The sequence below is a fragment of the Pseudomonas sp. BF-RE-22 genome (assembly GCF_019956155.1).
Classification (GTDB): Bacteria; Pseudomonadota; Gammaproteobacteria; order Pseudomonadales; family Pseudomonadaceae; genus Aquipseudomonas; species Aquipseudomonas migulae.
The window spans coordinates 1-12088 of record NZ_JAHBDD010000010.1 but is presented as its reverse complement, the minus strand read 5'-3'; the positions used below and the strand labels follow the sequence as shown (position 1 = coordinate 12088).

Genomic DNA, 12088 nt, shown 5'->3' with positions numbered 1-12088 from the left:
CGCCGCGGTGCAACTGGAAGACCGCGTCATCGTTTTTCGCGGGCAAGCCTCGCTCCTACAAGGGATTGAGGAGATTTCAGAAATGCTGCAAGTCGACAAGCTGCACCAGTACTACGGCGGTAGCCACATCCTGCGCGGCCTGACGTTTGACGTGAAGGTCGGTGAAGTCACCTGCCTGCTCGGGCGCAACGGTGTGGGCAAGACCACGCTGCTCAAATGCCTGATGGGTTTGCTGCCGGCCAAAGAAGGCGCGGTGAACTGGGAAGGCAAACCGATCACCACGTTCAAACCGCACCAGCGGGTGCATGCCGGGATCGCTTACGTGCCTCAGGGCCGGGAGATTTTCGGTCGGCTGACGGTGGAGGAAAACCTGCTGATGGGCCTGTCGCGGTTTCCGGGCAGCGAAGCGAAAGAAGTCCCGGCGTTCATCTACGAGCTCTTCCCGGTGTTGCTGCAAATGAAGCAACGACGCGGCGGTGACCTGTCTGGTGGCCAACAGCAGCAACTGGCAATCGGCCGGGCGCTGGCCAGCCGTCCTCGGCTGCTGATCCTCGACGAGCCGACCGAGGGCATCCAGCCGTCGGTGATCAAGGAGATCGGCGCGGTCATCAAGAAGCTTGCGGCACGCGGCGACATGGCGATTCTGCTGGTGGAGCAGTTCTACGATTTCGCCGCTGAACTGGCGGATCAATACCTGGTGATGTCCCGCGGCGAGATCGTGCAGCAGGGCCGCGGCGAAAATATGGAAGCCGAGGGTGTGCGCGGTCTGGTTACGATCTAATCTGTAGCGTCCTAACGATAATTAGACATCATGAATTTACCTGCCCACACAACGCTGTTCACGCCTAGCTGGCACGCCGAGCTGGAACTGGGCTACGCCCGATTTGGCGACACCACGCGCCCGGTTCAGCGTCGGCATAAAGGGCCGTTGCGGGTGCAAAAACATCTGTACGCCGAAGGGCCCGAGGTTTGCCAGCACATCATCGTGCATCCGCCCGGCGGGATTGCCGGCGGTGATCGGCTGGACATCAGCGCCAGCGTTGGCCGCGATGCGTGGGCCCAAATCACCAGCCCCGGCGCGGCCAAGTGGTATCGGGCGGCAGGCCCCGCCTATCAGCAACTGAGTTTGAAAGTGGCGGCCGGCGCGACACTGGAGTGGTTGCCGCAAGAGACGATCATTTTCAGCGCCGCCCAAGCGGAGCTCAGCACCTGCATCGACCTTGAAGGCGATGCGCGGTTGTTTTACTGGGACGTCGTCGCCTTGGGTCGTCCGGCCAGTGGCGAGCGCTTTGACCTCGGGCATTTTCAGGCGCAGCTGGATATCCGCCGCGACGGCCAGTTGCTCTGGCACGAACGCCAGCGCATTGTCGGTGATGACGGGTTGCTCGATTCGCCGATTGGCCTGGATGGGCAACCGGTGTTTGCGACGTTGTTGGTGACGGGGGAGATTGACAGTGAACTGCTGGAAACCTGTCGCTCGCTGCCCAATGACGTACGCGGGGATTTGACGCAGTTGCCGGGCCTGTTAGTGGCTCGGTGCCTGGCCAGCGAGGCGCTGTTGGCGCGAGGCTGGTTGATTGATTTGTGGCGATTGCTCAGGCCTGCGTTGCTCGGTCGAGAAGCCGTCCCACCCAGAATATGGAGCACCTGAACACAATCCCCCTGTAGGAGCGAGGCTTGCCCGCGAAGAACGATAACGCGGTCAATCAGTTAAACCGAGGCGCAGCATTCGCGGGCAAGCCTCGCTCCTACAGAGGTTGTAGTGATTTTTTAATCTGCCGATTATGGATTCCAAACGATGGACCTGACCCCACGCGAAAAAGACAAGCTGCTGATCTTCACCGCCGGCCTCGTGGCCGAGCGGCGTTTGGCGCGCGGCGTGAAACTCAACTACCCGGAAGCCATGGCCTACATCTCCGCAGCGCTGCTCGAAGGCGCGCGTGACGGCCAGACGGTGGCCGAGCTGATGCACTTCGGCACCACCCTGCTCAGCCGCGAACAAGTGATGGAAGGCATCCCGGAAATGATCCCGGAGATCCAGGTCGAAGCCACCTTCCCCGACGGGACCAAACTGGTCACCGTCCACCAACCCATCGCCTGAGGCCGCGCCATGACTTACCACATCCGCGATGCGGTGCACGCCGATCTGCCGGCGATCCGCGACATCTACAACGACGCCGTGCTCAACACCACGGCCATCTGGAACGAACAGGCCGTGGACCTGGGCAACCGCCAGGCCTGGTTCAGCGCCCGGCAAGCCCAGCGCTATCCGATCCTGGTGATCGTCGACGGCGATAACAACGTACTCGGCTACGCTTCATTTGGTGACTGGCGACCGTTCGACGGTTTCCGCCACACCGTCGAGCACTCGGTCTACGTACGCAGCGATCAACGCGGCAATGGACTGGGTCCGCAATTGATGGACGTGTTGATCGAGCGCGCCAAAGGCTGTGACAAGCATGTGATGGTCGCTGCCATCGAAAGCGGCAATGCCGCTTCCATCCGCCTGCATGAACGCGTCGGCTTCGTGACCACCGGGCAGATGCCGCAGGTGGGCACCAAGTTCGGCCGCTGGCTGGACCTGACCTTCATGCAACTGACCCTCAATCCTGGCGCGGAGCCGCCGCCCGCCAACAAGGAGTAATGCCCGATGAACGCCGCCCAACTGCGCCGCGTCAATGTTGAAAGCTTTGCGCACTATCGTCAGGGTTTGATTGATCTGCTGCTCGACGCGGTCAGCTATGGCGCCAGTGTCGGGTTCATGGCCGATCTGGATGCCACACAGGCACGCGCCTGGTTCGATGGCGTTCAAGAGGAGTTGAACAAGGGCAACGTGCTGCTGTGGGTGGTGGTCAAGGACGAGCAAGTGCAGGCCAGTGTGCAACTGACCTTGTGCCAGAAAGCCAACGGCTTGAACCGCGCCGAAGTGCAGAAGCTGCTGGTGCGTGAACACGCGCGCCGCCGTGGGTTGGGCCAACAATTGATGAGCGCCCTGGAACAGGCCGCGCTCCAGCACAAGCGCGGCATGCTTTACCTCGACACCGAAGCCGGTTCCCCGGCCGAGGATTTCTACAAGGCCCTGGGCTACACCCGTGCGGGAGAAATTCCCGACTACGCCTGCGACCCGAGCGGTCGTTACAAGCCGACTGCCCTCTACTACAAGATTCTCCAAGGAGCCCATTGATGATTCCCGGTGAGTACCAGATCCAGCCCGGCGACATCGAACTCAACGTCGGCCGCCGCACCGTCAGCCTGAAGGTGGCCAACAGCGGCGACCGGCCGATCCAGGTCGGCTCGCACTACCATTTTTTCGAAACCAACGACGCCCTGACTTTCGACCGCGCCGCCAGTCGCGGCATGCGCCTGAACATCCCCGCCGGCACCGCCGTGCGCTTCGAACCGGGGCAGAGCCGCGAGGTCGAGCTGGTGGACCTGGCCGGGCATCGCCGGGTGTTCGGGTTTGCCGGGCGGGTCATGGGTGACCTCTAAGTCATGTGCAGCCTGTACCGGCCTCTTCGCGGGCAAGCCTCGCTCCTACAGGTCATGTGTCTCCGCAGCACGAACCCTGTAGGAGCGAGGCTTGCCCGCGAATGCGATCTCCCATTCAATTAATTCCTAAGGCAAGCACATGAAGATTTCCCGTCAAGCCTACGCCGACATGTTCGGTCCCACCGTCGGTGACAAGGTCCGCCTGGCCGACACCGAGCTGTGGATCGAGGTGGAAAAAGACTTCACCACCTACGGCGAAGAAGTGAAATTCGGCGGCGGCAAAGTTATCCGCGACGGCCAGGGCCAAAGCCAGCTGCTGGCCGCTGAAGTCGTCGACACAGTGATCACCAACGCGCTGATCATCGACCACTGGGGCATCGTCAAGGCCGACGTCGGCCTCAAGGACGGGCGCGTGGCAGGCATCGGCAAGGCCGGCAACCCGGACGTGCAGCCGAACGTCACCATCGCCATCGGCGCCAGCACTGAAGTGATCGCCGGCGAAGGCATGATCCTCACCGCCGGCGGCATCGACACCCACATCCACTTCATCTGCCCGCAGCAGATCGAAGAGGCGCTGATGAGCGGCGTGACCACCATGATCGGTGGCGGCACCGGCCCGGCCACCGGGACCAACGCCACCACTTGCACCTCCGGACCGTGGCACCTGGCGCGGATGCTTCAGGCGGCAGACGCCTTCCCGATGAACATCGGCCTGACGGGCAAAGGCAACGCCAGCCTGCCGGAGCCGTTGATCGAGCAGGTCAAGGCCGGCGCCATCGGCCTCAAGTTGCACGAAGACTGGGGCACCACCCCGGCGAGTATCGACAACTGCCTGACGGTGGCCGATCAGTACGACGTGCAGGTGGCGATCCACACCGACACCCTCAACGAGTCCGGTTTCGTCGAGACCACCCTCGCCGCCTTCAAGGGCCGCACCATCCACACCTATCACACCGAAGGCGCGGGTGGCGGTCATGCACCGGACATCATCAAGGCCTGCGGTTTCACCAACGTGCTGCCAAGCTCGACCAACCCGACCCGGCCCTTCACCCGCAACACCATCGACGAACACCTCGACATGCTGATGGTCTGCCATCACCTGGACCCGAGCATTGCCGAAGACGTGGCCTTCGCCGAAAGCCGCATCCGCCGCGAAACGATTGCCGCCGAAGACATCCTCCACGACCTCGGCGCGTTCTCGATGATCAGCTCCGACAGCCAGGCCATGGGCCGGGTCGGTGAAGTGATCACCCGCACGTGGCAGACCGCCGACAAGATGAAAAAGCAGCGCGGCCCACTGCCGGGCGATGGCGAAGGCAACGACAACTTCCGCGCCAAACGCTACATCGCCAAGTACACCATCAACCCGGCGATCACCCACGGCATCAGCCATGAAGTGGGCTCGGTCGAAGTGGGCAAATGGGCGGATCTGGTGCTGTGGCGCCCCGCGTTTTTCGGGGTCAAACCAACATTGATCCTCAAGGGAGGTGCCATTGCGGCCAGCCTGATGGGTGATGCCAACGCCTCGATTCCGACGCCGCAACCGGTGCACTACCGCCCGATGTTCGCCAGCTACGGCGGCTCGTTGCACGCCACCAGCCTGACGTTCATCAGCCAGGCGGCGCAGGAGGCAGGACTTCCCGAAGCACTGGGCTTGAAGAAGAAAATCGCTGTGGTCAAAGGCTGCCGCGACGTGCAGAAAACCGACTTGATCCACAACGACTACCTGCCGAGTATCGATGTCGACCCGCAGACGTATCAGGTCAAGGCCGACGGCGTTCTGCTTTGGTGCGAGCCCGCGGATGTACTGCCGATGGCCCAGCGTTACTTCCTGTTTTAATCGGCCAAATCACCGGAGCCTGGCTGGCCAGGCTCCGATGCAAAGCCGCAGCGATCAACTGTTCGGCTGTACGGTGAAAGGGATTTCTACCCGTTGCAGTTTTGCCCGTTCGATTGCCTGGCGTGTGAATGTTTTGATAAAGGCTTTCTTGTCTTCGTCGATGACTTCCAGCTCGGCGGCGTATTCCGCTTCGGTCATGACCCGTCCCGGCGCAAACGCGCTTTCCGGTTTGTTCAACTCAGCACCGAGCACCCTGAGCTCTTCCTTCAACTGTGCCTTTTGCTCAAGGGAAAGCGTTGTGTCGGATGCTCGTTTTTCAAGCGCTGAGTAGAACTCAATCGTGGCTTCAATCCGGCGTCTGAAACCTTTGATAACCCCCCGGTTGGAACCCTCGACATAGGATGACCAGAACGGCTGCTCGATCAGCAAATCGTCGAGCAATTCACCCGCCTCAAGGTTCAGTACACGATGGAATGCATCTTCGATCATCGCGTTCGTGACGCCGGCGATTTTTCTGAACTGCATTTTTCGCGACTGCCAGGGCAGGTCCAACCGGTCGGCAAGATCCGTCATGAATGCCAGGTGAACTTCAACCTCATCAATCGTGCCGGTGACCTCGCCCGTCGCATTGACGCGCCTGAATTCCTCACCCATCGCCTCGCGCTCGGAAATCGTTTTGCGGGCAATCCTGCTCAGTTCATCCAGACGTGACTTACCCTGCGCCAGCGACACCAGTTCACCCTCTACCAGCGCGGGATTTTCCAGTTCATAGGCTTCATGAATCAACACCTCCATCCCCATGGCGTTGAACAGCTGCGCACCAGCATCGACGCACGCGGTGGGTACGGTGGTCAGGGTGAAGAGTTTTTGCCGCAGCTCGGTATTTTTCGACATCGCATCGAGCATTCGCCAGACCTTGGCAGTCATGTCGACTCGAAACCCGGGGTCGCGATTGAAATGCCCCGATTCGGTGAGTTTGCGAATCTCGTTGAAGAAGCCAACCGAACCGTGCTCATCCTCGACGCTGTTCCACACCTCCTGTCTGGCCACCCACTCCGGCCGGGTCAAGCCAGCTTCCCAGTCGAGGCTGTCGCGCACGCCACGAGGCGGATACGGTCGATCAGGGTCCATGCCAACGGACGCGATGAACTCCCTGAGCGTTTGCAGATTGAAGGCCGGCAAAAACTCCGGCTCCCGGCTCAACAACGTACGCGCCAGCATTTCCGCCTGGACCGAGCCACGCGTGACCATGGGCACGTAGGTGATTTCGTTGCGCTGCATGTCCAGGTAAAAATGCCGGAACCGTGGCTGCGCGAACAACCCATCCGGCCAGGTCCGAATGCCGGTATCGGCCAGGATCAGCGTATGCAACATGCGCATGCTGCCAATATCCGGAACCTGCCCCAGGGGATTGCTGTGCAGGTCCAGGATCTGAAGCCGCGTCAGGTTGCGCAGGTCCGCGACGCCTTGCGCATCCAGGACAATGCGGTTTGCGCGCAGGTTCAACTCCGTCAGCGCGCGCATGCGGCCGATGGCACGAGGAAGGCGGGTGAGCGAATTGCCGTTGATGTTGATAGAGCGCAACCGGGGGAAATGATCGAGCAATGAAGCATGCGCGTCGGTCAATTCGGTTCCGTTCAGATTAAGGCGAGTGACGTGATCGAAGTTGCCCTCCAGTGCGGGCATCGTGCGCAGATGCCGCCCCAGCGGCAGGTTCTCGAGGTCGAGCACGACGCCTCGCAGCTCGCCGTACGAATCCACATCGCGCAAGCCGGTGTGCTGCCAACATTCCCTGACCGCTTTGTACACCGCGTTTCTGGACTGCCATTCGGCGATACCGGCGGACGTGTAGCGGAACGCTTCGGTTGGCGAGCTCAGCCAACGTTGAAAATTGGCATTGAGCCGATCGAACTCCTCCTCCAGGGCGCTCGCCCTCTGCTCAAGACTGACGTCGCTGCCCCCCGCTTGCAGATAGGACTGAGCTTCGGCCTCTGTCCATCCGGGCCGAACGACGCGAACCCGCTCTTGCGGCGTTATTTGCCCCTGAACTCGACGCAGACCTTGAGCCATCCCGCGCATGCCGCCACGCAGACGCATCGTGGCTGGATCGTACGCGGGTTTTCGAACAGGGTTATCCGCCAGAAGCGCGTTGAACCTGTCCCGTGGCAATGGCGTTTTTTGAATGGCGTGCTTGAGCGTCGTGCCTTGATTGATCCGGTACCCCAGCGCGTTGCGCTCAGCATCAGGCAGGGCATGCAACATAGACGCATAAAGGTCATCGGCCCCATGCAGATGAAGATCATCGGCATCGCGGGCCTGGTACTGACCGTCCTCGCTGACAAGGACTCGGCGAACGGCGGCATCTGCCGGGCCCACACTGTCGCGCAGTGGTCCGTCGAATGAGTATTCGCGGATTTCGATGCGCACGTTTTCGGGCCAGTCGGGCAGCGCTTGCAACGAGTGCAACGCCAATCGCTCGCTATCGACGCCGTAAGCGACATCGAGGAAAAGCCCTTCATAAGCACGTGCGGCGCGTAACGTGCCCAAGGCCAGCCGCGAGCGCTCATTGAGCTGCAAGGGGATGCGCGAAGACTCGGTGATACCGAGTAAGTCTTGCGGTTCGATGTCAGCCAGCAACTCACGGGCGATCACCGTCGGGAGGTTGCTGAAGGCGTCCTGAAGCGCCAGCACTTGCCGATTGTCTGTCTGCTGCAAACGGCGATTGAGCGCGTCAAACAAAGGTCCCGGATGACTGCCTGCCCGCCCCGCGAGCCTGTTTTTCAAGGCGTCGATGCGGATATGCTCGTCAGTGGAAATACTCTGTCCGAACAACGAATGGATGTCGGCTTCATTGACAAACTTCACGGCCAGCTCCGGAAGTTTCCCGGCACCGACCTCGGCACGGCTTATCCTCAGCGTATCGGCCGGCGACGCGTCGAGATTGCCGTATTTGATCGAGCGGCCCGACTGCTCGGCGTCGTCAAAAAGCTCGATGCTTTTTTGCTCAGGCCAGCCCGGCAGCTCCACCAGCAAACGGGGCACCTGCTCGATGAACGCTTCGGGAACCTCATCGAGCACTATCTGCCCGGGCAGCTTTTGCACATCAGCCCAGATCTTGAAGCGTTCGATCGTGTCGGTCAGCAGCGCGGGCGGTGGTTCGTTGACGACATGCAGCCGTCGCAACAGGTCTTCTTCGACACCGCTGGCGATACGAATCTGCTCCAACGTGGCCTCGGACAAATCCTCAACCGCCAACCCCAGACGCCGCATGAGCGTGATTTTGCCCCACTCGACGGGTCGGTCGAGCTCGGTCTTCCACACACCGGCACCGTCGTGTTCGAGTGTGGGTTGATACGCCTGCGGCCGATCCGGATGTTGCAGGCGTGGCTGGCCCGTGAGTGGGTCGTTTCTGACTTCGAAGTATTTGTTTTCATGCTTCAGGATGGTTTTTTCGCTGTGCCGGAACAGCCCCTGCTCACCTGGCGTCACCGTTTTCGGCAACGTCAGGTCATGGGCGTAGGGCGACAGGTCCGGCTTCCAAAGGCGCGTCTTGCCGTCAGGCAACTCAACCTTTTGCAACCGATCGATAAACGCCGACGGTTTGACCGACGCCGCCGCACCGGCGGGCAACACATGCCCCGCCGCCATGATTGCCAGTTGCGCAAAATTGATCATGACACCGGTCAGATGGGCCGCCGCTTCGTCCCTGTCACCCTTGCTCCACGCCTCGATACCTTCCATGGTTTCGAACAGCATCTGCCCGACCATGACCGCCAGCATCGCTTCGCCCAGCCCGGGAACCAACATGGAGCCGAAGTTGAACACGTTCCAGCCGATGCTCAGATAGCTGGTCAACCGATTCCAGCGGGTGGTCGCGTCTTCATCGTCGGTCGGCACCGCGATGTGTCGCGCATCCGCAATCGCCTTGTCCCTGCGCCAGCGACCGATTTGCGGCCAAATATCGCCAGTAATGATGTTGGTGATGGGCTCTGCGTTGGCGTTTTCAATCGCGGTCTCTCGCCACCACGGCCCCATGTCCAGCGGCTCACGTTGCGTCCAGGTGAACGTGGTGAAACGCTCGCGAACCCGGGCAAAGAATTTGCCATGGTCTTTTTGTGCCACGAATCGGCTGAAAAACTGTTGATAGTCCGGCGAGCGCAACTGGCTCGTCAGTTCCTTCATGAAGTCCGTGAGGGACGCATACTCTTTGAAGGGATGGTCAGGATCATCCGGGACATAAACGATCAACGTCCCGTCGAGACGACTTTGTTGAAAACCATCTTCCCTTTGCAAAGTGGCGTCGACGAGACCGCTGGGGCCATTGGCGAAAAACGCTTCGAGTAATTTGAACTGCTCAAACTCCTGGCCCGGTAGCAGCGTCAAACGCCTGGACCATTCCATCAGTGTGCGTTGGTGCCGGGGAACCAGACTGTCGTAAATTCTTTTAACTTCAGTGGGGTCTGCCACTGCACTGAACAACAGGATGCCGGACATCCTGAAGCCCATTAACGAAAGTCGATGGCATTGCAAAGGGCGATGATTCCACGCGATGCCTTTTTCATTGTCACGAACTTGCTGAAGTTTCCCGTAGCCATAGGAACTGATGTCGTTTTTCAAATACGCGATCAGCGCAGATTCGTTGAAGATGGCTTTTTCACTGGCCATGCAATGCCGCTCGATTATTGCCTTGGCCGCGATATCTTCGGGCATCAGAGCTGCCTTGATGTGACGCTGATAGTGCGCGCCGATATCAAGCGTCCGGCACAAGGCCGCGAATTGTTCGACCGTCAGCGCATGCCGCTGTAACTCGTTTTCGTGGTCCCGGGTGAAGATGCCGGAGCCATCGCGAAACGCGCCCGCCTGCGTTTCAGGCGCCTCGAAATTGTGAAGCGCCGCTTCCAGCAACGTCGATTGCCTGAGCCGACTGGCATTGGTATCGATGCCAAAGCCCAGTTTTGCCGGGATGTACAGGCGAATGAGCGTCGCATTGACGTCCAGATCCAGATTCAGCTGGTCCTTTAATGCTTTAACGAGCAAAGGTTCGGCAAAGGCAAGCATGTCCCGCTGTACATTCTCCAGCACGTCGTCCAACGGGACCTGAAGGCGCCAGCGCTCATCCGTCAGTTGCTTGAGGTACTGACGGTCGATGGCGCGTGCATTCAAATACCACTGTGGAAAATCCGCGGTCGAATCGGCCATCGTAAGCAGTCGCGAAACAGGTGCGTCTTTTAGCGGCGAAGGCAGTTTGCCCAGCAGATAATCATGATGAACGTTGGCTTTGCTTCTTCCATGCCCGGTAATAACTTGCAACGCCGGAGCGTCCGATAGTTCGTTCATTTCGCAAATCCTTATGCGATGAAAAGAACCACCAGACTATTGAGTGCGATTAAAAACAAAAGCTTAAAAAACCACTTGGAAAACCGCGCCAGCCCAACAATGCATTTAATTTCAGGATCTAAAAAATATTTAATTAGCACCCTGGGGCCACCAAAGAATGGTCGCCGGCGCAGTGGTAGTTTTTAGGGGGTGCCAAAGGGGCTAAGATGCCTCGGATTGCCATCAGGAAACCGACCATGCGCCTATCCGAATTCATCAGGCAACACGTAGACCGTATCGTCGATGAATGGGAGCAGTTCGCCAGGACGATTACCCCAGCGGCCGAAAATATGGATCGAGTGGCCTTGCGTGATCACGCCAGGGAAATTCTGTTGGCAGCAGCGCGGGACATGACCACCGCGCAAACAGCCAGCGAGCAACTCGCCAAGGCCAGGGGCGAAGGTCCGGAGAAAACCCCGAGCCTGGACGAAGCCGGCGCCAGCCATGGTGAACTGCGCCATACCGTGGGCTTCGATCTGATGCAGATGACCAGCGAATTCCGTCACCTGCGTGCCTGTGTGATCCGGTTGTGGGTCAACAGTCTGGAATCACCGGACCTCGCTTACTTCCAGGACATGATCCGTTTCAACGAAGCCATCGATGAAGCCCTTGCCGAATCCACGGCGGCCTATGCCGAACAGGTCAATCATTCGCGGGATATCTTCCTGGCTATTCTCGGCCATGACCTGCGTGCCCCCTTGCAGGCCGTGAGCCTGTCCACCGAAATGCTGATGCGCAAAACCACGCTTGAAGGCGATGCCCTGACTTGTGCGATCAATATCAAACGCGGCGCGCGGCACATGGCGGTGATGGTCGGCGATTTGCTGGAACTGGTGCGCAGTCGCCTGGGCAAGAGCCTGCCGATTGAACCGAAGCCGATGGACCTGGCCGATGCCGCCCACGCAGCGATTGCCGAAGCCTGTGCCGGTAATCCCGAATGCGATCCGACAGTTCATGCACAGGGCGACACGACAGGCGTGTGGGATGCCGGACGCCTGGCTCAACTGCTGCAAAACCTGATCGGCAATGCGTTGCAGCATGGGTCGAACAAACATGATGTGACGGTGACCCTCACCGGCGAACCTGACACCGTTCGTCTAACGGTGCATAACTTTGGAGCGCCGATACCCGAGGAGGCGATCGGTACGATCTTCGATCCGCTGGTACGCAGCGCCGATGAAGAGCTCGGACAGCCGTCCACCAGCCTTGGCCTGGGGTTGTTCATCGTCAAGGAAGTGGTCGATGCGCACGGCGGGACGATCGAGGTCAGTTCGAACGAAACTGATGGGACGCTGTTTACCGTGGTGTTGCCGAGATAGACCGCCGTGCACGGTCATGAACTGTAGGAGCCGGCTTGCTGGCGATGGCGATCATGAAGACGCC

9 protein-coding genes are annotated in these 12088 nt (G+C 59.9%); 8 read left to right on the top strand and 1 reads right to left on the bottom strand.

What is annotated here, in order from left to right:
* Positions 1 to 82: 82 nt before the first annotated feature.
* The 7 genes from urtE to ureC all read left to right on the top strand — a co-directional run bounded on the left by urtE (position 83) and on the right by ureC (position 5329).
* The gene (urtE, locus tag KGA82_RS06170) at positions 83 to 781 is read left to right on the top strand and encodes an urea ABC transporter ATP-binding subunit UrtE (RefSeq protein ID WP_008031204.1); all 699 of its coding nucleotides are present in this window, start codon (positions 83 to 85) and stop codon (positions 779 to 781) included.
* Positions 782 to 811: 30 nt separating this feature from the next.
* On the top strand, positions 812 to 1651 hold the full coding sequence (locus tag KGA82_RS06165) for an urease accessory protein UreD (RefSeq protein WP_223449949.1): 840 nt from the start codon (positions 812 to 814) through the stop codon (positions 1649 to 1651).
* Between the two features lie 147 nt (positions 1652 to 1798).
* The gene (gene ureA / locus KGA82_RS06160; protein ID WP_007907366.1) at positions 1799 to 2101 is read left to right on the top strand and encodes an urease subunit gamma; all 303 of its coding nucleotides are present in this window, start codon (positions 1799 to 1801) and stop codon (positions 2099 to 2101) included.
* A 9-nt stretch (positions 2102 to 2110) separates the two neighbouring features.
* The gene (locus KGA82_RS06155) at positions 2111 to 2644 is read left to right on the top strand and encodes a GNAT family N-acetyltransferase (RefSeq protein WP_223449948.1); all 534 of its coding nucleotides are present in this window, start codon (positions 2111 to 2113) and stop codon (positions 2642 to 2644) included.
* Positions 2645 to 2650: 6 nt separating this feature from the next.
* Positions 2651 to 3184 (top strand): GNAT family N-acetyltransferase, encoded by a 534-nt coding sequence (locus KGA82_RS06150; RefSeq protein ID WP_008031197.1) that lies wholly within the window; start codon positions 2651 to 2653, stop codon positions 3182 to 3184.
* Positions 3184 to 3489, top strand: coding sequence for an urease subunit beta (locus KGA82_RS06145; RefSeq protein ID WP_192226951.1), 306 nt, complete (start codon positions 3184 to 3186; stop codon positions 3487 to 3489). The genes KGA82_RS06150 and KGA82_RS06145 overlap by 1 nt, the downstream gene beginning before the upstream one ends.
* A 139-nt stretch (positions 3490 to 3628) precedes the next feature.
* The gene (gene ureC, locus KGA82_RS06140) at positions 3629 to 5329 is read left to right on the top strand and encodes an urease subunit alpha (RefSeq protein ID WP_008038690.1); all 1701 of its coding nucleotides are present in this window, start codon (positions 3629 to 3631) and stop codon (positions 5327 to 5329) included.
* A gap of 54 nt (positions 5330 to 5383) precedes the next feature.
* Here the strand turns inward: ureC and KGA82_RS06135 are convergent, their stop codons facing one another.
* A complete protein-coding gene (locus KGA82_RS06135; protein WP_223449947.1) occupies positions 5384 to 10666 on the bottom strand; it encodes a dermonecrotic toxin domain-containing protein in 5283 nt (1760 codons plus the stop codon).
* 236 nt (positions 10667 to 10902) lie between these two features.
* Here KGA82_RS06135 and KGA82_RS06130 point away from each other — a divergent pair, with 236 nt between their 5' ends.
* A complete protein-coding gene (locus KGA82_RS06130; RefSeq protein WP_223449946.1) occupies positions 10903 to 12024 on the top strand; it encodes a sensor histidine kinase in 1122 nt (373 codons plus the stop codon).
* Positions 12025 to 12088 lie beyond the last annotated feature (64 nt).

Coding starts and splice junctions, on each gene's coding strand:
- KGA82_RS06130 (WP_223449946.1), top strand. CDS start 10,903: ATGCGCCTATCCGAATTCATCAGGCAACACGTAGACCGTATCGTCGAT.
- ureA (WP_007907366.1), top strand. CDS start 1,799: ATGGACCTGACCCCACGCGAAAAAGACAAGCTGCTGATCTTCACCGCC.
- ureC (WP_008038690.1), top strand. CDS start 3,629: ATGAAGATTTCCCGTCAAGCCTACGCCGACATGTTCGGTCCCACCGTC.
- KGA82_RS06145 (WP_192226951.1), top strand. CDS start 3,184: ATGATTCCCGGTGAGTACCAGATCCAGCCCGGCGACATCGAACTCAAC.
- KGA82_RS06135 (WP_223449947.1), bottom strand. CDS start 10,666: ATGAACGAACTATCGGACGCTCCGGCGTTGCAAGTTATTACCGGGCAT.
- KGA82_RS06155 (WP_223449948.1), top strand. CDS start 2,111: ATGACTTACCACATCCGCGATGCGGTGCACGCCGATCTGCCGGCGATC.
- KGA82_RS06165 (WP_223449949.1), top strand. CDS start 812: ATGAATTTACCTGCCCACACAACGCTGTTCACGCCTAGCTGGCACGCC.
- urtE (WP_008031204.1), top strand. CDS start 83: ATGCTGCAAGTCGACAAGCTGCACCAGTACTACGGCGGTAGCCACATC.
- KGA82_RS06150 (WP_008031197.1), top strand. CDS start 2,651: ATGAACGCCGCCCAACTGCGCCGCGTCAATGTTGAAAGCTTTGCGCAC.